Genomic DNA, 23,057 nt, shown 5'->3' on the forward strand with positions numbered 1-23,057 from the left:
TTATCGATGAGTACGATCAGTAGGAATCTCACCAGAAGAAGGTGCTCCCATCACTGTTTGGGCTCCTGGGCGTGCCTGCATTGGTCTAGCCAGACTTCGAAGTGCTCCAGCAGCTCCTGCGGACTCAGTCGCAACACGGGGCCGCGCCGGCGGAGAGAAAGCAGGGGCTCGTGATGGTCCTGGTAAAGGAGATAATCCGCTGGGCATGCCTGTATTTGTTGCAGGCCGGGTCATTGGCGTTGTTGGCGGGGTAACCTGTCCTGTAGGTGCGGCTTCCTCTAAGGCCCGTCGGCCAGCCCTCGTTTCATCAGTAAAGTTTGCTGGCTCCGTTACTCCCAATCTTTGCAGCTCACCTCTAATATAGTCGAGTTCTCCCTGGAGGGCAGGGACATCAGTGGAAACTGCCCTTGATAGCATGCCTTCTATCTCATTTCTCCTTTCCACTAAATGCTGCATTGCTAAATTCTCTGCTGCAGCTGTTACATTTTCATTTCTTGCTCTATTGTATCCATCTACTTCCCTTGCCCCTTCACGCGCAGTGACAAGGTCAGTCAGTGCAGTATCACGAATCATTTGGGTACGAGGATCGTCTGGAAAACAAGCACACATCTCATTCCTAGCGGCAGTTCTACCCCTAGTTTCCGCTGCCCGTAAAAGAGGCCCCACACGATTACCCACTGCAGGATCAGTTATGGAGGCACTAGGATCTAGTGGAATAGACGTCAGTACGTTTTGTTCCCCTGCTTCTATTCCCTCTCTTCGGGTAGCCTCAGCTGCTCTTCTAGCCAGCCTCACCCCCACCAGTGTTCCTAACCCCACCGTCACCAAAGCGCCTATCACTGCCCCGAGGGCTCTGTCTCTCCAGGTGTTGACGCTGGAGACCAGGGGATGAATTACAGGTTGGTTCCCACCAATAACATTTATATCGGTATTTGAATAACGAACAAAAAGCAGCAGAGAGGGGAACACGGTCCTGGCATTTCGTACGGCCTCTGCGCGGGCTCGATAGCTCGCAGATTGTACGGTTTCTCCTGTATCTAACTGTTGGTAATGCTCAAGTTCCTCGTTGGTTAAAATCCCATCGTGATTTGCATCAACATTATCAGCAAAAAACCGTAAGGCTCTCGAATTGCCCACAAATGATTCTAAACGGTTGGCGAGTGGTGAACCTGGAGCGACACGAATTTGTAAGCCAGTATTTCCTCCATAGGTATTTAGAAGATCGTCTCCTGTGTTCCTGCTAGCTATGGTAACTAGACTAGGATCCAGGTTCTGTACGGCATGTTGGAACGCCTCTTGATGATTTTCAAAAATGTCTACTCCTTGACGGTTAGCCCCTGTGAATACCCTCAAATTAAGTCCCTGTGCGGGCCAGGCGGGTAAAGTAAACGGGCCGCCGGGGTTCGTTTGGGTATCACGCAAACGAAGCGCCGCTTCTACGGCCCGAACATTTGAGGCTGGATCCATCAGGCTTCGTTCTGTAGCATCGAGAGTTCTTAGGGTAACCATAAAATGCTTCCAATCTTAAAAAAGGTCCTTCACGCTATCGAGTGGGTAAAATAATATACTTTAACTGTTCACTCATTTATTCCCCTCCCCCTTGAGGCATAGGTATCTACACATCTTTTCATATTTCCCCCTCTTAAGCTAAGAGGGGGTTGGGGGAGTTATGGAAAACCTTGCAAAATTCAGGGCTTCTCTAATTTGCAAAATCTTTCATAACCCCTCCTAACCTCCCCTTAGCTTAAGGGGAGGGATCAGCAAGAGTAACAAAATTAGTATCTTGCTGACTTGTGTAGATACCTATGCCCCTTGGGGGAGAGGGGAATATCCTTGCTGCCTATTTCTAATTTTTAATTGTGATACAAGTTCTTCATCCTACTCAATTCTCTTCCTATCCACTACTCGCACGCATTTCCTGCCCTTAAATACCTCAAATTTACCCACTCGCTTCCGGGATGAGCCTTTAGTGCTCTTGAGGCGTTGGTGGCGCTGGTGTCGTTGTTGGTGTCGTTGTTGGTGCCGTTGGCGGTGTCGGTGCTTGTGGTAGTGACAGCTGTTGTTGTTGTTGTTGTTGTTGTTGAGGTTGAGATGGTCTTACTGCTGGCACTTCAGCTGTAGAAGGCGTAAAATTGGGGCTACAGCGTTCAGCGGTACTTCCTGCCACACAGGTGGTGATTTCAAAACGACGATTAAGTATTCTCGCTGTCCCGGGTGCACTTCCTATCAATGGACGAGTTTGCCCAGAACTATGCGGGATATAGTTCTCTGCTGGAGTATTGGTAGCGAAAGAGAGTAAGGCTACGATGATGTGTCCACGATATCCGGCAAGATCAAAGTTGGTTCGCATTCTAGTAGCAAGATTTCCCCTACCACTTTCGTCGGTATGGGCATCAATCGCGATTCTTGAACCCGAGGCAATTACGTCTCTGAAATATTCGGTTATATGTGGTAGCACGGTCAGTAAGGGAATCGTTACGCTACGCCCCACTCTTGAAGGGATAAACATATTGGCCGGCCTTGAAGGATGGCTAAATCTGGAACCTAGCAAGCGTTGCTGTAATAAAGCAAGGCGTTGTGTAGGGGTCATGGTTGTGTAAGCTGTATCACTTCTTAACGTCCCGAGTAAGGCCGTAAAATCGGTGTAATCCTGGCGTCCACCTCGGTTACTCGCAAACTGCATGACATTTTGCACTGTACTTATGTTGACAAGGGTCTCCTCAGAAATTTCAACACGTATTGAAGGTCTGGGGGCATGCAATCTGGCTAGCATATTTCTCATGGCTGCTTCTGCAAGCCGACCTTGCAGGGCAGTGAGTCGATCGTGTTCATCCTGCAGGCGCATGTAAATTCTTTCGCGATTTCTGCAAACCTGCTGAACTTGACTCGTATAATTCGTTGCGCGCTCATCGGAAGGAAGCGTGCCTAAATTATCTGTTGAAACAGTTGGAATACCATCGGGTAAGTAGTTAGAAACCCAGCGGGTTCTTAGAGCTAGATGGGGCGCTTCTTCTGCAGCATTATTAGAATGAGGATTTTCCAGCAAAGCCACTGCCTCCAATATCTGCCTTCGAGTTTGGGTATCGTTGCTATAGGGAACAGCCTGATCCAGCAGGCTTTCAATTTCAGCCCTGAGGGTTGAATTTTGTGCGGCAAAGCCGGTAATGGCAGCATCACTCACATAGGCAGTGCTAGCCCCAGCACAGAGCGCATCCGCACTGGGTCTTGTGGTTGGGGCCGATCGGGTGCTGGGTGACCAAGTGAGTGAGGCGACCCAGTTGTCAAAAACACCAGTAGGATTATTCAGTTCAAAATCTCCGCTGGCTCCGTTTGCTGCAGCGGCCACTCCATTGGCAAAAACCCTTCTCCACAACGGCCCTACAAGAAGGGTGAAATCACCCCAACGCGCCCCTGCACCCACGCTTGCTTGAACATGATAACCCAGGCCCGCATTCCTAATGATGGCATCGGTGAGAGGGTCATTGGTTGCGGTTCCGTTTACGTAAGTGCCGCCTGCACAACCCTCTGCCTGAGCCACAAATGCCACAGAGGCTTGCTGAGAGCTTTGATACTGCGCAGCAAGACAGGCTCCAAAATCAAACGCAGTCATGGCTGTCGGTGCAGTAAGAGGGTTTCCTTGTGTGTGGTTCAGGGCGGCGCGCACTTGTGCAAGGAATCGGAAGTGTGGACTTGCAGGGTTTAGCAGCATGCCTGCTCGAACTCCTCCGCCGGCCACGATATAAGAATCAAGTTCGGGATAATTTGTTGCCGTAGTGGCTTCGGTGGCCCGACCCAGAGTGCCTTCAATAGTGAGGGCAAAAGGCCCACGACGAGTGACAGAACCAGCAGGGGGAGTTTGTTGTAAACGCAATCGATAAAACATGGGGGGTCTCCTTATGATCTTATGGCGAAATTTGAATCACAGTTTACTTATCGACCCTATTTCAAAATAGTTGCTAAAAAAGTGAAAAAAAAATTAGTTAGCAACTTTTTTGAGGATTTGCCGATAAGCCTTGTAGACGTCGAACCTTAACCTAACTTTATAAGGAGCCTCCCGTGATTTCTCTTTTAAGATTGCAGTTAAGAGATATTCAATCCCAATGCTTTGATGCCTGGAGGGAGATTGCCGGCCCAAGTCTCCCACAGACTGTTACTGCCCAACATTATAGATCCTGGCAACAGGCGGTGGGAATAAGGAGCCCAGCCCCCGGGGACGGTAATCCCAATTTGGATCTATTGAGGCAAAACCCTCAAGCCTTGCGGGGTTTCGGAACCGTCCTCAGCTACCTGGGGCGCTACATGGGGCCTTATGGCATCGATCATCCCCTTGTCACTAGCGAAGATTTCAATCCCTTTCGATCGGCTTGGAGAGATTTTCACAGTCTGGCAGCTACATTGGACTCTTTGTTTTCAACCTTTCAGGCCAATGTCCAAGGCGTAGTCGGTCGTATGCATACCTCAGCCCTGTGCCAAGGGCATCCGGAATATATTTGTTGTGCAAACGCAAGGGCATTTTCGGATGAGATGATAGGGACTCCGAATATGGCAGCACCGGTAGCGGATGCGGGCCTTGTGGTTCCGGTGGTGGATGCAAGTGTGAATCGTGGTTTTGGGAATATTCACCCCTGTGATCTTTCGGGCGATTGTCCTGATGCGGGGGATGCAGGGGTGCAAACGATGGAGGACGCTGTCTCCTCATCAACTGAGAGTCTGTTTGCCCGAAGGAATCGGGTAGATCCCCCAACTTTTAGAACTCCCGGAGGAGCTGCCTTTAGCCCAGGAACAGGCAGAGAACTAGCAGAGCAAGGCCCTACGGCGCCACTTACAGTTTGGGATGCAGGAGGAGGGGGGGCACCTGTTGTCAGTGCTTCAACCGGCCCATGGACAAGCGGTGATATTGTCCAACCTTTTAATGTATCGAACTGGAGTTTCAGACAAAACTCGCAAGAGATGGTGGGGGGCTTTATTTCCAGTTCGATGGGCAGAGGAGTGAGAGCAGATCCAGCCTTTACAAGCCTTGCCCATAACTTTGGTTTTCAGATGAGGGTTCATGTTCGGTATGACTCTGAAAGTACTGGCTACATTACCGGTGTGGACTACAACCGTAGCCACGATGCCGTTTGTGATGGCATTGTGACCAGGGCTGTGGGTCATCTGCAAATGCCTGTTTTTGTACTAGCCGCAGATGCGGGGCAGCATTTTCCACAGAGCTGGGATTTTGTCGTAAGGGTGGATGGGACTTCGCACTGATTGCTCGATGAGTGTATTTTTTTAGTGCGTAATATTTACGAATGAGAGATGGGCTCTAATTATGAAAAAAACATTCTTCCTCTTTTTCTTTTTTTTGATTTTTGGATTATCCACTTTCGCCCAGGCGGAGTGTCATCTGGGTTCCAGTCCTGCAGAGGCGGATTGTCGGGTGCTTAACAATCAGGATGGCCCGCTCAATTCTGCGGGGCGGTATCCGGCGCATTCTCTGCGAGAGAGGATTCGAAGTGCCTGTGTGATTGCAGGGACCGATTCTTTGAGCTTTGACTCTATTGTGGCGGGAAGGGGAATGAGAACTATTCATCTGAGTGCCGGCCCTCTGGATATTCCTGCCGATTGCCAGGGAACAGTGGAAATTGTGGGCCCTACTGATACCGATCCTATAGTGATTGATGGCAGTGACTTGCCTGTGGGGACAAATATCCACGAAGGTTGCGCAATTGTCTCTCACGGAAATTTACATTTGTTTAATGTTGTCATCCAGAATGCGCGCAATGGGGTTTGTCTCGAGTCGAGCGGCAACATCGTGCGCAACAATACCCTGGTTGAAAATCGGGGTGCGGGGATTCTGATCAGTGGGCAAAACAACCAAATTCAGGGCAATTTTATTGGCGTGCGTTCGGGTGCTTTGAGCACCGATGCGGGCAATAAAGGCCCGGGGGTTTTGCTGGATACGGGGGCACGAAACAACACGGTTGGCGGCTTAAACCCGGCAGATGCCAATGTCATCAAGTTTAATGGTCGCGATATTTCTTTTAATGAAGGAGCGGGAGGCATTAACCTGATTGGTCGCGAGATTTATCAAAATTATTTTTTTGGCAATCAGATCGAACTCAACCAGGGCTATGGCATCAACATCCTGGGAGATGTGGAATCGGATTTTAACACGGATAATTTCCCACCCAATGGAACTTCCCACGATTATTATCCTCAGCATGGCATCCCTGTGTTTGCCCTGCATGCGAGTCCCGATAGCACCGACAGCCCCACTGCCTGGACGCTGAGTTCCAGTAGCGTGCGCCCCAATGCCCTCCTTCAATTTTTTAGAGCCACTCCGTCTCCGGGCATCCCCTACGGACAAGGGGCTTTGCTTGTGTGGGGGGCAGTTGCGGATACCAGTGGAAGTTTTTCTACCACACTTCGCAGTCATGATGCCATTACGGTGGCGACAGGAGATTGGATTACCGCCACTCAAACCACCACAGCGGATGGCACCTCGGAGTTTGTCCACAATCTGCGCCTGTCTAATCACGACACCAGCAATGTGCTTCCCGGCCTCACTCCCATTGATTTTGGAACCATTACCATAAACCCTGGAATGTTTCCGCGTTGTGGAGACGGTGTTTGCAATGGAACGGAAACAGCCCTTTCTTGCCCGATGGATTGTCCTCTGATTCTTCCTCCTTTGCCTTATTGCGGAGATGGTGTTTGCAATGGAAGCGAAACCCCAAGGACTTGTCCGGCCGATTGTGGGCCACCAACGCCTGTTTGCGGCGATGGAATTTGCGAGGGATCGGAAACCCCTCTCACTTGTCCTGCGGATTGCACTCCACGAGTAGTGACGCTCGATCCCCCCACGGCCTTGAGTGCCTCTCAGGTGAGTCATGAGTTGCGCGTGAATCTTTCTTTCAAAGACAATTCCACCAATGAAGAGGGTTTTGTGGTGGAGCGGGCCGAACAGCCTGCTGGCGGCACTTGCCTCGATTTGGGCGATGCTGCTTATGCCCAACGCCTTGTTCCCGACTCTGCCGAAGAACGTGTCTTGAGTGGGGTATACCTTACTCAAAGCGATGTGGAGGCTTTGGCGTACAATCATACCTATTGCTATCGCGTGAGGGCTTATTTGGGAGTAACGCTCAGTGTTCCCAGCAATGTTGTGGCGGTGACCCTGACGGCTGATGTAGTGGTGAGTTGTGGGGATGGAATTTGTAATGGAACGGAAACCCCCGATACCTGTCCTGCAGATTGTGGCCCCCCGGCTCCTCGTTGTGGTGACGGAATCTGCAATGGAAGCGAAACCCCCAGAACTTGTCCGTCCGATTGTGGCCTGCCAACCCCTGTTTGCGGGGATGGAATTTGTGAGGGATCAGAAACCGTTGCGACTTGTCCCGCAGATTGTGGCCCAGTATCGCCTACACTCCATGCCCCAGCCAATCTGAGTGCGTCTCAAGTAGGGAGTGAATTACGTGTGAGCCTTTCTTTTAAAGACGATTCTAACAACGAAGAGGGATTTGTGGTGGAGAGGGCCGAAGAGCCTGCCGCTAGTACTTGTTCTGCCCTGGGGGATAGCGCTTATATCGAAACCCCTTTCCCTAGTTCTCCCGAACAACGCACGCTTGCAGGGGTTTATCTGACCGTGATGGATACAGAGAGTTTGGTGTATGGTCATCCCTATTGTTATCGTGTGAGGGCTTATTTGGGAACCCTCCTCAGTGTCTCTACCAATGTTGTAGAAGTAACTTTAACGGCTGCTACGACGGTGAGCTGTGGCGATGGAGTCTGCAATGGCAGTGAAACCGCAACAACCTGTCCTGTGGATTGTGCGCCACCTGCTCCTCGTTGCGGAGATGGAATTTGTAATGGGACAGAGACTTCTGCTTCCTGTGCGATCGATTGTCCTGTGATTCCCATTTGCGGTGATAGAATTTGTAATGGCGGTGAAACGACGCTTACTTGCCCTGCAGATTGTCCCCCACCTGCTCCTCGTTGCGGGGACGGAATTTGCAATGGGACGGAAACCCATGACACTTGTGCGGCCGATTGCCTCTCACCCCCTGCATCCCCTCCGTCTTCTTCTGTTTCCGGTGGATCTTGTGGAGATGGGGTGTGTGCGGCCACAGAAACCCCTGCCACTTGTCCCGCAGATTGCCCTGAAATCAGCCCCCCTCCTGTTGTTCCAGGTGGCAACACCAGTGATGTAAATCCCAGTCCTCCTTCTACGCAGGAAGGTACTCCTCAAGGGGGAGGTTGCGCTTTAAACGCCGGTACTTCCGGAAGGCTAGATCTATCCTGTTGGTTGATGCTGCTGGGGTTATTCTGCTGGGGAGTTCTCAGAGGAAAATTGAATGGCTCTGCTCAAACCTTGTGAGGTCGGCTTCGTGCTGTAGGCTTAGACCAATGTCGTCCAGGCCTCGCAGCAGGTGGGTTTTTACAGCAGGGTCGATCTGGAAAGAAAAAATTTTTTCGGCTGCTTTTGAATGAAGTTTAATCTTCTGATTTTCCAGATCCACACTGGCTTCCAGGCCCTCTTCGCCTTCCACCGCCTTCACGATTTCTGCCACTTCCTTTTCACTCAAAGGAATGCAGAGCAGGCCATTTTTGCTGCTGTTATTATAGAAGATGTCGGCAAAGGCCGGAATATCGCCTTGTCTGGGGGCAATCACCACCTTGAATCCATATTGCACAACGGCCCACACCGCATGTTCACGCGAAGAGCCACAACCAAAATTGTTTCCTGCCACCAAAATTGTAGAATTCCTAAAACGGGGTCTATTCAATTCAAAAGTGGGATTGTCTCTGCCATCCGGAAGATAACGCCAGTCGAAAAATAAACTTTCTCCATAGCCTGTACGCTTGATGGATTTTAGAAACTGTTTGGCAATAATTTGATCGGTATCAATGTTGGCGCGGTTGATGACGGCGATTTTTCCGGTGTGTGTGGTGAAAGATTGCATGGGTTGTAAACTGGTAAACTGGTAAACTGGTAGACTGGTAAAAAATTAACAGTGGACCATTAGCTTACTTTTTTTCTCTGAGTTTTTTTATCAAACCTGTAATTATTTTTGCTGTTTTTTGACATTGGCTAATTAGTTCATTTAATTTATTTTCATCGATATATTTCAAATCGTAACTGATGAATAAATGGCTTTGTGTCTCTGCGGAAGAGGCTCGCGCTATATCCAGAAATCGAATAAATTCCAAATTAGATTGCCTGCCAAATCCTTCCGCAATATTTGCCATAATCGACAAAGAAGATCGTCTAATTTGATCTTGTAGTCCAAAATCTCTGGAAAAATTTATGCCATAAATCCGATTAGTAAGGATTCGAGCTTCTTTCCAACAATCCAATTCCCAAAAATTTTTAACCCACATATTTTTTTATATTGTAGATTCATAGATTCGTAAACTTGTAAACTGGTTTTTGGATTGGGCTGTTAACAGCCAATACCAGTTTACGAGTTTACCAGTCTACCAGTCTACCAGTTTACACTTCCCTAATATCCACAAACCGCCCCGCAACAGCAGCAGCCGCGGCCATTTGCGGGCTAACCAAATGAGTGCGCCCCCCTTTTCCTTGTCTGCCTTCAAAATTTCGATTGCTCGTGGCCGCGGCGCGTTGGCCGGGTTTGAGTTGATCGGGATTCATGGCCAAGCACATACTGCAGCCTGATTCTCTCCACTCCGCGCCCGCTGCAGAAAATATTTTGTCCAGACCTTCGGCTTCGGCTTGTTTCTTGACCTTCTGTGAGCCAGGGACAATGAGGGCTTGCACATGGGAAGAAACTTTTTTACCGCGCAGCACTTGGGCTGCCGCGCGTAAATCCTCAATACGACCGTTGGTGCAGCTGCCGATGAAGACGACATCCACATTCACATCCGTCAACCTTTGACCGGCTCGAAGTCCCATATACTCCAATGCGAGCTCTGCATCTTTTTGAGAAAGTCCTGGGACTTTGTCGGTTGCGGGGATAGGCTGACTGATATCGATCACCATGCCTGGAGAAGTTCCCCAGGTCACTTGAGGGGCAATCGTGCTGGCATCAATCGTAAGGGTTTTATCGAAAACAGCTTCTTCATCCGATTTTAACGTCTTCCAATATTCAATCGCTTCATCCAAGGCCTTTCCTTGGGGAGCGTATTTGCGATTTTCTGAAGAGATGTAGTCTATCGTCATTTCATCGGGTGCTATCAAACCCGCGCGGGCCCCCGCTTCAATGGACATATTGCAAATCGTCATGCGGGCTTCCATCGAGAGATTACGAAGGGTGTTGCCACAATATTCCAAAACAAAACCGGTTCCACCGGCAGTTCCGATGAGGCCAATCAATTTTAAAATCATGTCTTTGGCCGTCACGCCTTTTCCCAATTTACCCTTGAATTCCACCTTGTAATTTTTAGGGCGACGTTGACGCAAGGTCTGAGTGGCCAGCACGTGTTCCACTTCGGAGGTTCCAATTCCAAAGGCCAGGGCCCCGAAAGCCCCGTGGGTGGCGGTATGGCTGTCTCCGCAAACAATGGTGGTTCCGGGTAAGGTGATGCCCAATTCCGGACCAATGATGTGCACCACCCCCTGATTGTCACTCTTCAAATCAAAAAGAGTGATGCCAAATTCTTTGCAATTTTGGGTGAGGGCATCAATTTGGGCCTTGGCAATTTCGTCTTTAATGTGGAATCGATCTACGGTGGGGACGTTGTGATCCAGGGTGGCAAAGGTCAGCTCGGGTCGACGGACTTTTCGCCCACTGAGACGAAGCCCCTCAAAGGCTTGCGGGCTGGTCACTTCGTGCACGAGGTGGCGATCGATGTAGAGGAGGGTGTCTCCTTCGGGTAAGGTCTTTACAACGTGTTTTTCCCAGATTTTATCGAAGAGCGTTTGGGGCATAAATTCAAACTCCAGTTCATTTCCCAGGTTCATTTCATAGACCGTTTCGGAATATAAGGCGCTTCAGGATTAACAATTAATTTTTGATGATGAGGATCAACCAACACATCTAATCCTTCCATGGGAATAGCGCCCAAAAGGATCTCATTATTGCCTGGTAGAACAAAAGCATCTGCAATAGTTCTTCGATTTTCAAATTTGATTTCTACCGGACCTACAATATCAAGTTCTTTCTGAGATCCATCCGCGAAAGTTGCAATTTGCTTATCTACCAGATCAAACTTTAACTGCCCTTGAATTTCTTCATTGATAGCCAGCATTAAGGCTCCACTATCCACTAAAGCTTTTATTTTCATACTTCTGGGTTGCGAATAAGGCACCAAGCCTTTTTTGATCAACACCTTATCGTCGTGTCTTACTAATTCTATCTCCGCATAAACTAAGCCCATAAAATTGTCCTCCTTCGTTATTTGAGAGGCCTTGCGTTCATTTTCCTCAATGTTTTAGTGATAGGATCCACTCCGTAACCTGTATTTTCAAGGGCCACGACGCCTAGCAATGGCTCACAATCATCGGGACCAAAAACAACCTGTGTCACTGTTTCTTCTCCCATAAATTCTATTCTTGCAAAACCAACCGGATATTTATGCAGAGACCCATCTGCCATTTCATATTCGAGTGTTTTTGCGACGGGGATTCCCAATTTTTTTAAAATTTTTCCAGGGATCAAACAATCGATAGCCCCTGTATCCACCATAAACTCATCCGAAAATTTTGGTTTATTTTTATGAAGCGCTTTGACTTCCACGGTGACATAGGTAAATCCCATAAAGACTCCATTATAATTGCCGAATAATATGAGCAGCCATCTCATCGGTGCTCAGAACCTTATACTCCTGCAAAATCTTTTGTACTGCAATTTTATCCTTTGCGGCAAGAGGCAGCCTCACTTTTTCGAATACCTCTTTTTTCCCACAAATATCAATGGTCCGTGCACCACCCTCCAAGGCTTGTTTTACTGCAGTCTCAATCGCCTGAGCCTCCTTTTCCATTTTAAAACTGTAAGAAAGCATCATTGCTGCAGAGCGAATTTGAGCGATGGGATTGACGATACCTAGCCCTGCAAGGTCCGGCGCGGTTCCTCCGGAGGGTTCATACATACCAAAACCCTTTTCATTCAAAGAAGCTGAGGGAAGAAGGCCTAGCGACCCGGTAATGGCGGCAGAAAGATCACTCAAAATATCTCCAAATAAATTTTCAGTAACAATGACATCGAACTGCCTGGGCCAGGTGGCAATCTGCATGGCGGCGTTGTCGACATATTGGTGGATGAGTTTTACATCGGGATATTCCGGGGCGAGCTCGTTGGCAATACTACGCCAAAGTTTGGAGGAATCGAGCACGTTGGCTTTATCGATGGAATGCAAAACTTTTTTGCGTTTGCGAGCCACTTCAAACCCTACTTTCAGGATGCGGACAATTTCTTCACGGCTGTATTTCATGTTGTCCGCGGCGTATTTTCCGCCGGTATCTTCCATGCGGATTCTATCCCCAAAATAGGCGCCGCCACCCAGTTCGCGAACCGTTAAAATTTCAAAACCGGTATCTCCCTTTTCATCCGCGAGTCGTTCTGTTTTTAATGAGGAGGAAACCGCCAAGGGCGCGTAAATAGTGGCAGGTCGCAGATTAGCGAAAAGACCATAATATTTTCGGAGGGCCAGCAGCCCTTCTTTTTCGACCAAGCCTTGAGGCAAGTCGTCGCGTCCCACCGACCCAAAAAGAATGGCCTCGCAGCTATCGGTGATTTTCAGGGTTTTGGGAGGAAGAGGGTGTTTGTATTTGTCGTAAGCAGCACCTCCAACGAGGGCCTCGTGATAGTCCAATTTGAAAGAAAATTTTTGAGCTGCTGCCTCCAATACTTTTAGGGCTGCAGCCATAAACTCAGGAGCGGAGCCGTCACCCGCCAGTACGGCGATTTTGTGTGCTTGTGTCATAGTGAAGCGGCCGATAGCAGGATTGATTTGTGCAGGCAAGAATTGAATTCTTCTTTAGGCATAAGAGAGATGTCCATCGGTTATAAGAGCTCGAGGAAGCTTTCCAATATTTTTAGAGGCTTCATAAATATCGATAGCTTTTTGAGCATTTAACCAGAATTCGGGACTGGTATTCAGGGCCGCTGCAAGTTTCAAGGCGAGAGGGGCATTTATTCTAGTTCGACCATTAATTAATCGGTTGATCACCTTGACATCGTAGTCGATATGATCCGCTAATTGTTTTTGAGTAAGACCTAAGGGGGTTAGGTATTCTTCTTGCAAGATTTCTCCAGGACTTGTTGGTTTTCTTTTTGATTTAAACATTTTTTGTCTCCATTTTTTAATGATAATCGATCACTCGAACTTTTGCCGGGCCTTGCAGTGTCCATTCAAAAACGATTCTCCATTGATCATTTACCCGAATACTGTGTAATCCCGTTAAATCGTTTTTTAATGCTTCTAATTTGTTTCCCGGAGGTGATCTCAAGTCTTCAAGGACATGGGCATAATCCAGCATGTCAAATTTTCTTGCTACAATCTTCTTGATTTTTTGCCATTCCGCTTTTTTAGGAACTTTTCCAGTTTCGTAAAATTCTTGGAGTTCAGACGTTGTAAATGATTGTATGGGCATCGGATTTGATTATATACCTAATTGAGGTATATAAGGCAAGTTTTTATCGGGCAAAGGATATTATTTTGGAACTCCTCCATAAAATTACTAAAGCCTATTCACTTCGCAAGAAAGAGGTGACACGTTATAAGCTCCAGGCCTTTCGCCTTATCCACGGTGTGGCTGATGGATTCCCGGGACTAACGATTGAGGTCTATCCTCAGGCCTTTCATGGAATTATTAAAGAGAAACAATATTTCAAACAAATCCCATTTTTTGAATCCGCCTTAAAAAATATCGCCCAAGAACTTTGGCAAAATGACACGGTAGATTTCTATTGGTGGGATTATTCGGGAAGGCAGGTACGGGCAATTCATAAATTGCCCCTACAAAGATACGAAATTTTCGAAAACAATCTAAAATATGAAATTCATCTGGGAGAAGACAATCACACGGGGCTTTTTCTGGATCAGCGTAACAATCGAAGACTCATTCAATCGCTTGCTTCAGATAAAAAAGTACTCAATTTATTCTGCTACACGGGATCTTTCTCCATTGCTGCACTGGCCGGTGGGGCGTCTAATGCCGTCTCTGTCGATCTTTCCAAAAAAACTTTGGAGTGGGCGAAGAGAAATATTATTTTGAACAATCTGGATTTGAATCGATCTCAGCTCATTGCCTTCGATGCAGTGAGTTGTCTAAAACGACTGGAAAAGAAGAACGAATTATTCGATCTTATTATTTGTGATCCTCCTACCTTTTCGCGTTCTAAAAATGGGTTTTTTTCCATGGAGAAAAATTTGGAAGATCTACTTGGAGCTTGTCTGAGTATTTTATCCTCAAAAGGGAAACTTCTTTTTTCTTTGAATGCCCAAAAGATGAATTTTAGAGATTTTTCTCTTCGAGTTGAAAATGTTTTGCGGGAAGAAAAACTGCAAAAACCTACTTATCTAGGCCCATCTTTTGATTTTCCTCTCTATCAAAAAGAGCCCCATTTGAAAGCTTGTTTGATCGGAAAATAACGATTCGTACGCTTGAGATAATCCTCATATTCCGGAAAAGTTTTGACTAGTTTTTGCTCTTCTATTTTTGCACGAATATTTTGGAGAAAAATAAATAAGAAGGTGAAAAGTAGATTGAAAATAGAGGGGGCAGTCATCATAAAACCTATGGTTGCCAAAAACTCTCCCAGATAGAGAGGATGACGTATCCCGCGGTAAGGGCCGCTTTGCACCACGTTTCGCGCTTGAACCAGAATGCTAAAAGATTTTCTCAAATGAAGGAGGGAGTAAATATTCAGGGCATTGCCCAGTAAAATGACACCATTGGCGAAAATAAAAAGCAGGGAATCTGTCCTCAGAAAAATCAGAGGCTTTAATAAACTGGGATAAAGCGAAATGTAGTGAATGGATTCATAAACAAGAATGGGAATAAAAATAAGTAGGGGGGGAAAGCAGACTTCTTTAAATCCCTTCGCCTTAGAAATTGCCGGGCCGCGGAATGCATAGATAAAGGCAAAAATAACGAAGGTGAAAATAACCAAGATCCAGTTTGCCCAATTGAAAAAATCGAAGGGGATGGATTGCTTTTGGCAAAGATCAATGCGTTGAATAATTTTATGAAGGATATAAATTGAAAAAAATAAGCTTATAGAAATTTGAAAAAATTCTTCTTTTATATCTTGCTGGGGCATTCAAACCTTTCACCAGGTTTCAATACATGAATGGCATTTTCGCTCTCATTCTTGCAGAGTTTTTCAAAATGATAAAGAGGTTCCTCCAAGGCTTCGGTTGAAATGCGAAAGGCCCCAAAATGATAAGGGATAAAATATTTTGCCTTGAGATCCTGAAAGGCCTTGAGTGCATCGGATGGATTCATGTGGCGATTTTTCATAATCCAACGGGGTTCATAAGCGCCAATGGGAAGCAGGGCGACGTCAATTTGGTGCAGATTGGCAATTTGTTTGAAATGATCGCCGTAGGCGGTGTCGCCGGGGAAAAGAATTTTATAGCCATTTTTTTCGATAACATATCCCGTGATGTCTCTCCAGGCAAGCCCCGAGAGGCGGAAACTTCGATGTTTGACAGGGATGCTGAAAATTCTTAAATCTCCCACTTGAACTTCCCCCCAAGTGGGAATTTCAATCACCGGATTGGGGAGATGCTTTTTAATAAACTTGCCTAGACCCAGCGGAACAATCAGGGGGGTTTTGAGCGAGAAATATTTATAACTGAACAAGTCTAGATGGTCGTAGTGAGCATGGGTGATGAACATAGCATCCAAATCCGGCAACTCTCGTGGATTTATGCCAGGCTCTTGTTGACGAGGAACAAAAAGAACTTTTTTCGAAAAATTGGCATCGGTCAAAAAGCGGGCACCAAAGAAATCGATTAAAAAGGTGGCATGGCCGACAAAGGTGATGTTTAGCTTTGACATGAGACTTGTGCTCCTTTACTTCCTATTCATTACAACACAACGTTAATTTTCCAATTCCCTCAACAAAAAAATGAATTCCTACCGACCCAGTTATTGCGAAATTAATCTTGCTGCCCTCCGGCACAATCTCAGGGAACTCCAAAAGAAGGCAGGGATCGCCAGTTTGCTTCCTATGATTAAGGCCAATGCTTATGGTCATGGGGCTGTTAACGTCGCACAAGCTTTGATGGAAGAAAAAGTAAAAGGATTAGGTGTGGCGCTTTTTGAAGAGGCCCTTCAACTTCGAGAGGCTGGAATCAAGTGTGAGCTTTTTTGTTTTGGGGGGCTGTTAGGGGCTAGTCCCCAGGATTTTTTTCATCATCAAATAACTCCTGTTATTTTTCAACCAAAAGACCTGAAGATTCTGATTCAGGAAAAAGTAGAGCTTTCCTTCCAGCTCAAGGTAGATACAGGGATGGGGCGTCTGGGATTTTTTTCGGATGAAATACCCGCAATTTTAGCTCAAATCGAGAAAGCCCCCCATTTAAAATTACAGGGCCTACTCACTCATTTGGCGCGTGCGGATGAAAACGATCCTCAGCCTTCTCAAAATCAAATTGAGAATTTTTTATCTTTAAAAAAACTTTTAAGGCAAAAGGGTAAAAATATTCCTTGCTACCATTTGGCCAATTCTGCAGCGCTGATTGAAAAACGTCTGAATCAAACCGATTGGGCCAGGCCTGGAATTGCTCTTTATGGTGCTTACCCCCATGAGAGGCTTCAAAAAAATATCCAACTCCAACCGCTTCTTGCTTGGAAAAGCCAGATTATTTCTCTAAAAGATTTTCCAAGTGGATCCCCTCTCTCTTATGGGGCAACCTTCATTTGCCCACGGCCCAGTCGAATTGCAGTCATGGCCCTGGGTTACGCCGATGGTTATAGTCGCCAATTTTCCAATTGTGGAAAGGTGCTCGTTTGTGGGCAAAAGGCACCAGTGGTGGGTAGGGTTTGTATGGATCTCACCCTAATCGATGTTACGGATATCCCTCAGGCGCAGTTAGGAAGCGAGGTTGTTGTCTTGGGAAAACAGCAAGGGGAAGAGTTGAAAGCCGAAGAGCTGGCGCAAAAAATCAACACGATTAGTTATGAAATTTTTTGTGGAATTTCGGCCAGGGTGCCGAGGGTGTATTTAAAATAATGACTTTCCAATCTATTCTCCAATCCATCGGTGAATTCTTTGTTTTTTTAGGTCAGGCCTTTGCCTGGTTGTTTAGGCGCCCTTTTCGCTTTTCTGTTTTTTTGAAACAGATGGAAGTGATTGGGGTAAAATCAACATGGATTGTAGTTTTGGTGGCCGTTTTTTCAGGAGGGGTTTTTGCCCTGCAAACCGGCTATGCCTTTGGATTGTTTGGTGCTCAAACCCTGGTGGGGGCTACGGTTGGAATTGCCCTGGCGCGTGAATTAGCTCCTGTGTTTACAGCACTCATGGTCATCGCCCGCTCCGGTTCTGCAATGGCGGCCGAGATTGGAACGATGCAGGTGAACGAAGAAGTAGAAGCGCTCGTCACGATGGCGGTGAATCCCATACAGTATTTGGTGACTCCACGTCTGATCGCAGGCATTTTCATGTTGCCCTTGCTGACGGGCTTATTCAACGTGGTAGGACTTCTGGGTGCCTACTGGGTGGGCGTGAGTTATCTGGAAATTCCAGAAGGCCCTTTTTTAAGTCGTTTGGATTATTATTTAGATGCCTCGGATATCGTTCAAGGTCTTATTAAAGCCGCTCTTTTTGGCTTGGTGCTCACAGCCGTTTCCACTTATCAAGGTTTTCATACAAAAAATGGTGCCGAAGGGGTTGGCCGCTCCACCACGCGTGCCGTGGTGATTTCATCGGTGGCGATATTGGTGCTGGACTATTTTTTAACAACCTGGATGCTAGAGTTGTTCCCAAAGTTTTAAACCCTCCTCACATTAATAACTTGAGTTCCGCAGATTTTAGTAAGAAGCCACTCTGAAAAGTCCTCTCTCCCTTGAGGCATAGGTATCTACACATCTCAGCAAACTATGGGTTTTATTGACTCTGCTGTTCCTCCCCTTAAGCTAAGGGGAGGTTAGGAGGGGTTATGGAAGATCTTGCTGAACTCAAAAATACTGTAATTTGCACGGTTTTTCATAACTCCCCCAACCCCCTCTTAGCTTAAGAGGGGGCAATACCAAAAGATGTGTAGATACCTATGCCCTTGAGGGGAGAGAGTCAGAGAGAGGGTGATCCTGAGTGCACTAGAAATACCCCTCACCCTGACCCTCTCCCTCAAGGGGAGAGGGGAAATGCTTTATAGATGGGTACTTGCCAAAAATGAGCAAAAAATGATTCTTAAAATCTGCGGAACTCAAGTTAATAATGTTTGTTGCGCTTACGCAAAGATAAAAAAGCTTATTCAGTCTATTTGACCAAAGCATCAAATACCGCGCACTTTATTTAAATAAGGAGCAAGCATGCTTTCGAAATCTCAAGCTAGAATTTTTTTCTTAATCGGCACTTTGATCTTTGTCGGTTTTTTTATTGCACTCACTGTAGACACCCTTCGAAGGGTGCCCGAGCAAACTAAACAAGCACAAATGACCAACCAGGTTATGCTGGGAAAAGAACTCTGGGACAAAAATAACTGCATGGGTTGTCACACCCTATTGGGTGAAGGGGCTTACTATGCTCCGGAACTCACCAAGGTTTATGAACGACGTGGTGCTGCTTGGATGAAGATGTTCATTAAAGATCCCCAGGCGATGTTCCCGGGTGAGAGAAGGATGGTGAAGTACAATTTCAGTGATGCCGAAATAGACGCCCTCATCGCTTTTTTTAAATGGATTGGAGGAATGGATCTCAATGGATTTCCTCCGAAGCCAAATATTCTCACGGCTCCTCAGGGACAAGCTTCTGGTCAAGCCTCTGCTCAGGCCTCTCTTGCGAGGACTAAAGCCCCCGAAAAATTTACTCAAATTTGCATTGCCTGTCATTCGCTGGGAGGACAAGGCGGAAAGATAGGCCCAGCGCTCGATGGCGTAGCTTCGCGTCGTGATTCAAAATATGTCAACGCCTGGTTACACGATCCTCAGGCCATTAAACCCGGAACACTCATGCCAAAATTGCCTTTGAGTGAAGGGGAGATTGAGGAATTGGTAAAGTTTTTATCCGAGTTAAAATAAGAAATATGAAAGGGATACTATGAAATTTAAATCTCAAAAACTAGCCTACTGGTTTTTCGCTACCTGCATGCTTTTGCTGAGCTTGCAAATACTCTACGGCTTCATCATGGCCTTTGACCGAATTGGTTTTGATGTGTTGCATCGCTGGATTCCCTTTAATGTTGCCCGAGCCACGCACACGAATCTGTTGGTAGTGTGGCTGCTGACCGGCTTCATGGGGGCGGCTTATTTTATTATTCCCGATGAGGCTGATCGTGAAATCTACTCTCTCCGTCTCGGAGTGCTGCAGCTTGTCTCACTCATCGTGGTGGGAGTCACTGCCATCATTGGTTTTCATTTCAACTGGTGGGAAGGACGAAAATTTTTAGAGATTCCGAGACCTCTTGATTATCTGGTAGTCGTCAATGTCTTGATGTTTATTTTCAATATTGGAATGACGGTGTGGAAAGGGAAGCGTCATTCCACGACAAGCCTGGTGCTCTTCTTCGGCCTGCTTTCCGCCGCTCTTCTTTATCTGCCAGGAATGATCTATTTTACCAACCAAACCTTCGATTCCTACTTTCGTTGGTGGGTGGTGCACTTGTGGGTAGAAGGGGTGTGGGAGCTCATCCTGGGTTCCATCTTGTCTTACCTCTTGATCAAGCTCACGGGAGTGGATCGAGAAGTGATCGAAAAATGGCTGTATGTGATTATCGGACTCACTTTTCTTTCAGGAATTTTAGGGACGGGGCATCATTATTATTTCATCGGAACCCCCCGCTATTGGTTATGGGTGGGTGGTTTTTTCTCAGCCCTTGAACCTTTGGCATTTTTGGGGATGGCCCTCTTTGCCATTTCGATGTACCGAAAAAGTGGGCGCAATCATCCCAATAAAATTTCCCTCTATTGGACTATAGGCTGTGCCATCATGTCCTTTGTCGGCGCAGGTTTTCTGGGCTTCGCCCACACTTTGCCACAAGTAAATCAATGGACGCATGGCACCCTCATCACCGCGATGCATGCTCATATGGCCTTCTGGGGCGCTTATGCCATGGTGGTTTTTGCCATCATCACTTACACCCTGCCTTTGCTGACGGGAAGAAAACTTTGGAACACCATGTCCGGACTTCTGGGTTTCTGGCTGAGTAACATCGGTATGCTGGGGATGACCGCTGCCTTTGCGGTGGCCGGCATTGCCCAAGTTTATCTGGAACGCAAAGAAGGTCTCGATTTTTTGCTCGTACAAAAAGAGATCTCCGTGCACTTTGTGGGGCTTTTGCTTGCCGCAAGCTTGTTCACGCTGGGGATCATTTGCTTTATCATCAATTTTATCCGTTACAGAACACCGAAAGACGAAGCCCTTGGAATGGAGCTTTAAGATGCGTCATGCTGCGCTGAAAGAACTTAATCCTCAGGAAGTTTTTCTGCCTTATTACCGTGCCATCAAAAAGGAATGCGAGGTATTTGAGCATGCTTTTCGACACAAGCTTCCTTTGTTGCTCAAAGGGCCTACGGGTACTGGGAAATCACGCTTTGTGGAACACATGGCTGCAAAGCTAGGTGTGGGGCTGATCACCGTCTCCTGTCACGATGAAACCTCTGCGGTGGATTTATTAGGGCGTTATCTGTTGAAAGATCAGGAAACTCTTTGGCAAGATGGCCCGCTGACCCGCGCGGTACGGGAAGGAAAGATGATTTACCTGGACGAAATCGCTGAAGCGCGTCCCGATACCCTTGTGGTACTGCACTCGCTGACCGATTACCGACGTGAACTTTATCTGGAGCGCCACAATGAAACCTTGAAAGCCTCTGATTCTTTCATGCTCATTGCTTCTTTCAATCCGGGTTATCAGCGAGGCTTCAAAGAACTGAAACCCTCTACACGACAACGCTTTGTGAGTTTGCACTTTGATACCCCTCAGGCGGAAATTGAGACGGAAATTATTCAGCAGGAAAGTGGCATTGAAAATGTTCGAGCGAAATTCCTGGTGCAAATCGCGGGCAAAATCAGAAATCTGGTGGAGCTGGGGTTGACAGAATCTGTCTCCACTCGTCTTTTGGTCGATGCAGCCAAACTAATAAAATCGGGTTTGTCACCCCGACTGGCTTGTGAAGTAGCAATTCTGGAGCCTCTCACGGATGATCGAGAGACGGTGAAGGCTTTAAAGGATTTGGTGGCCTTTGTGTTTTGAGATTTCTTATGGAACTCGACCAACTTCTTTTCAGCAAAATTTCCTCCTTCTACCGGCGTCTTCGTGCGCCCAAAGTTGAGGCGAAACTTGAGGCTCAAACAGTGAGATTGGAAGAACTGAGAGCTCCGCTTTGTCTCTTGAGCAAAGTGCTGACTGGGAGACCTATTGAAATTACGGCCGCGGAGGAAGAAGGAGGATGGCGAGACGATGTATTTTTTCTTCCTTGCAGTTTTTCATTGGGCTCTTCTCGGGAAGAGAATGAAAGCTATTACCTGTTTCGCGTGGCTTATTTAGCCATGCAAAAACAATTGGCTTACAATTTTCCAGATCATCAATCCTTTTCCCTCGAAGAAGCTCGCCGGCAGGCGCAGGCAACGAGCGGCTTTGTGCTACAACAACTTTTTAAGGAATACCCTTCCCTTAAAAACATTTATCAAGCTCTCCAGACTGCACTTCAAGATAATCTCCATTATTTATGGGGGCACTGGATGAGTTCTAAGGCTGTTTCTAGCGCCGTAGAAAAAAAAGAACCCCCCGCAGAAAAGATTTCTTTCCCAACTGAAATTTTGACCGAATTGAAATCCAAACCTCGAGAAGAAGTGGAAGTTTTGGAACTGAATCAAAAAGCAATGGAAGATTACAGCCTAGGGCACAGCTTCGAAAAAGTGGAAACCTTGGAAGAATTCAAAGGCAATTGGAGAGATTGCGATGGAAGTGATGATTTGCAAGCTCACGCCGAGGCCTTGAATGAGCTTGATCTGCGCCAGCTGCTTCGTGTGGATCAGACCACTCACTCTATGCTCCAGGCCGATTTTTTATCGCTAGGGGCCCTGAGTGAAAGCAAGGAAATATCCAGGGAGGCTTACTTTGAAACTTATGACGAATGGAATTATCAAAAACGAGAATATCGTAAAAATTTCTGTAAAGTTTTCCCTCAAAAATTTACAAAAACTAATCCGCCTCTCAGAGAAAAAGTCTTGCAAGATTATGGGATAACCCTGAAACAACTCAAAAAAAAATTTTCATCCCTTTGGACGGAACGCGAACTGCACAAGCGTCAGAGTGAGGGAGTGGAAATTGATTTGGATGCCCTCGTTGAAAATTATGCAGACCGGGCGGCAGGGAAAACGCCCTCTGAAAAAGTGTATCTGAATTCTCGCAAAACCCAGCGGGACATTGCTCTTATTCTTTTGATAGACCGCAGTTTGTCCACCGATTCTTTTACCCAGAATCAGCGCATTCTGGAGGTGGAAAAAAACTCCGTTTTTTTATTTTCTGAACTTTTGTACGAAGCGGGGGACCCTTTTCAAATAGATGCCTTTTCTTCACAAACCCGAAATCACTGTGACTACCTCACCCTCAAGTCTTTTCAAGATTCCTGGAATCAAGCTCAGGGTCGTTTGGCGGCACTGGATACTTTAGGCTATACCCGGATTGGGCCCGCCCTTCGTCATGCCAGTAAAATTCTTCAAGGTTTGAAGGCCAAACGAAAATGGATCCTCCTGCTTTCGGATGCTAAACCCAATGACTACGATAGGTACGAAGGAGAGTATGGGATCCAAGATGTACGCCAGGCCATTCGCGAGATGAATCAGAAAAGTATTCAGCTTTATGCCTTGGCGGTTGAGTCTCAAGCCAGACATTATCTGCCTCGTATGTTGGGGCAAAATAATTTTAAAATTTTACCAAGACCCGAATTACTGCCTCGGGCATTAGGTGAGTTTTATTGCCGATTGAAAGTCTGTTAAGCAGAG

21 protein-coding genes are annotated in these 23,057 nt (G+C 46.8%); 9 read left to right on the top strand and 12 right to left on the bottom strand.

Annotated elements, in window-relative coordinates; translation table 11 throughout:
* Together HQM15_06680 and HQM15_06685 are read right to left on the bottom strand one after the other, a co-directional pair.
* Window positions 1–1,509, bottom strand: a complete 1,509-nt coding sequence (locus HQM15_06680) for a hypothetical protein (protein MBF0492448.1) — start codon at window positions 1,507–1,509, stop codon at window positions 1–3.
* A 457-nt stretch (window positions 1,510–1,966) separates the two neighbouring features.
* Window positions 1,967–3,883 (bottom strand): hypothetical protein, encoded by a 1,917-nt coding sequence (locus HQM15_06685; protein ID MBF0492449.1) that lies wholly within the window; start codon window positions 3,881–3,883, stop codon window positions 1,967–1,969.
* A gap of 173 nt (window positions 3,884–4,056) precedes the next feature.
* On the opposite strand from HQM15_06685, the gene HQM15_06690 reads away from it, so the two are divergent.
* Both HQM15_06690 and HQM15_06695 read left to right on the top strand, forming a co-directional pair.
* Window positions 4,057–5,250 (top strand): hypothetical protein, encoded by a 1,194-nt coding sequence (locus HQM15_06690; GenBank protein ID MBF0492450.1) that lies wholly within the window; start codon window positions 4,057–4,059, stop codon window positions 5,248–5,250.
* A 61-nt stretch (window positions 5,251–5,311) separates the two neighbouring features.
* The gene (locus tag HQM15_06695) at window positions 5,312–8,356 is read left to right on the top strand and encodes a hypothetical protein (protein MBF0492451.1); all 3,045 of its coding nucleotides are present in this window, start codon (window positions 5,312–5,314) and stop codon (window positions 8,354–8,356) included.
* Here HQM15_06695 and leuD read toward each other — a convergent pair.
* The 8 genes from leuD to HQM15_06735 all read right to left on the bottom strand — a co-directional run bounded on the left by leuD (window position 8,319) and on the right by HQM15_06735 (window position 13,534).
* A complete protein-coding gene (gene leuD / locus HQM15_06700; protein MBF0492452.1) occupies window positions 8,319–8,942 on the bottom strand; it encodes a 3-isopropylmalate dehydratase small subunit in 624 nt (207 codons plus the stop codon). The genes HQM15_06695 and leuD overlap by 38 nt on opposite strands.
* Window positions 8,943–9,006: 64 nt before the next feature.
* Window positions 9,007–9,360: a four helix bundle protein gene (locus HQM15_06705; protein MBF0492453.1), complete on the bottom strand. Its 354-nt coding sequence runs from the start codon at window positions 9,358–9,360 to the stop codon at window positions 9,007–9,009.
* 112 nt (window positions 9,361–9,472) lie between these two features.
* The gene (leuC, locus tag HQM15_06710; GenBank protein ID MBF0492454.1) at window positions 9,473–10,870 is read right to left on the bottom strand and encodes a 3-isopropylmalate dehydratase large subunit; all 1,398 of its coding nucleotides are present in this window, start codon (window positions 10,868–10,870) and stop codon (window positions 9,473–9,475) included.
* 29 nt (window positions 10,871–10,899) lie between these two features.
* Window positions 10,900–11,319 carry a clan AA aspartic protease gene (locus tag HQM15_06715; GenBank protein ID MBF0492455.1) on the bottom strand — a complete coding sequence of 140 codons (420 nt, stop codon included), beginning with the start codon at window positions 11,317–11,319 and terminating at the stop codon, window positions 10,900–10,902.
* Between the two features lie 17 nt (window positions 11,320–11,336).
* Window positions 11,337–11,699, bottom strand: coding sequence for a clan AA aspartic protease (locus HQM15_06720; protein ID MBF0492456.1), 363 nt, complete (start codon window positions 11,697–11,699; stop codon window positions 11,337–11,339).
* Between the two features lie 10 nt (window positions 11,700–11,709).
* Window positions 11,710–12,864, bottom strand: a complete 1,155-nt coding sequence (leuB, locus tag HQM15_06725; protein ID MBF0492457.1) for a 3-isopropylmalate dehydrogenase — start codon at window positions 12,862–12,864, stop codon at window positions 11,710–11,712.
* A 54-nt stretch (window positions 12,865–12,918) separates the two neighbouring features.
* Window positions 12,919–13,227 (bottom strand): HigA family addiction module antidote protein, encoded by a 309-nt coding sequence (locus tag HQM15_06730; protein ID MBF0492458.1) that lies wholly within the window; start codon window positions 13,225–13,227, stop codon window positions 12,919–12,921.
* Window positions 13,228–13,243: 16 nt separating this feature from the next.
* Complete coding sequence (locus HQM15_06735; protein ID MBF0492459.1) at window positions 13,244–13,534, bottom strand: type II toxin-antitoxin system RelE/ParE family toxin; 291 nt, start codon at window positions 13,532–13,534, stop codon at window positions 13,244–13,246.
* Between the two features lie 65 nt (window positions 13,535–13,599).
* Between HQM15_06735 and HQM15_06740 the strand changes: the two genes are divergently transcribed.
* On the top strand, window positions 13,600–14,535 hold the full coding sequence (locus tag HQM15_06740) for a class I SAM-dependent rRNA methyltransferase (GenBank protein ID MBF0492460.1): 936 nt from the start codon (window positions 13,600–13,602) through the stop codon (window positions 14,533–14,535).
* Here the strand turns inward: HQM15_06740 and HQM15_06745 are convergent.
* Window positions 14,493–15,206 (bottom strand): hypothetical protein, encoded by a 714-nt coding sequence (locus tag HQM15_06745; GenBank protein ID MBF0492461.1) that lies wholly within the window; start codon window positions 15,204–15,206, stop codon window positions 14,493–14,495. The genes HQM15_06740 and HQM15_06745 overlap by 43 nt on opposite strands.
* Entirely contained in the window at window positions 15,188–15,949 is a 762-nt protein-coding gene (locus HQM15_06750) for an MBL fold metallo-hydrolase (protein ID MBF0492462.1), read from the bottom strand. The genes HQM15_06745 and HQM15_06750 overlap by 19 nt, the downstream gene beginning before the upstream one ends.
* A gap of 70 nt (window positions 15,950–16,019) precedes the next feature.
* Here HQM15_06750 and alr point away from each other — a divergent pair, with 70 nt between their 5' ends.
* From alr to HQM15_06780, 6 genes are all read left to right on the top strand, one after another.
* On the top strand, window positions 16,020–17,126 hold the full coding sequence (gene alr / locus HQM15_06755; GenBank protein ID MBF0492463.1) for an alanine racemase: 1,107 nt from the start codon (window positions 16,020–16,022) through the stop codon (window positions 17,124–17,126).
* Window positions 17,126–17,887, top strand: a complete 762-nt coding sequence (locus HQM15_06760; GenBank protein ID MBF0492464.1) for an ABC transporter permease — start codon at window positions 17,126–17,128, stop codon at window positions 17,885–17,887. The genes alr and HQM15_06760 overlap by 1 nt, the downstream gene beginning before the upstream one ends.
* Before the next feature lie 537 nt (window positions 17,888–18,424).
* Window positions 18,425–19,132, top strand: a complete 708-nt coding sequence (locus HQM15_06765; protein MBF0492465.1) for a c-type cytochrome — start codon at window positions 18,425–18,427, stop codon at window positions 19,130–19,132.
* A 19-nt stretch (window positions 19,133–19,151) separates the two neighbouring features.
* The gene (locus tag HQM15_06770; protein MBF0492466.1) at window positions 19,152–20,489 is read left to right on the top strand and encodes a cbb3-type cytochrome c oxidase subunit I; all 1,338 of its coding nucleotides are present in this window, start codon (window positions 19,152–19,154) and stop codon (window positions 20,487–20,489) included.
* A gap of 1 nt (window position 20,490) precedes the next feature.
* A complete protein-coding gene (locus tag HQM15_06775) occupies window positions 20,491–21,303 on the top strand; it encodes a CbbQ/NirQ/NorQ/GpvN family protein (protein ID MBF0492467.1) in 813 nt (270 codons plus the stop codon).
* Window positions 21,304–21,311: 8 nt separating this feature from the next.
* Window positions 21,312–23,051 carry a VWA domain-containing protein gene (locus HQM15_06780; GenBank protein ID MBF0492468.1) on the top strand — a complete coding sequence of 580 codons (1,740 nt, stop codon included), beginning with the start codon at window positions 21,312–21,314 and terminating at the stop codon, window positions 23,049–23,051.
* The last annotated feature ends 6 nt before the right edge of the window (window positions 23,052–23,057 follow it).

It is taken from the genome of Deltaproteobacteria bacterium (genome assembly GCA_015233135.1).
GTDB lineage: Bacteria > UBA10199 > UBA10199 > JADFYH01 > JADFYH01 > JADFYH01.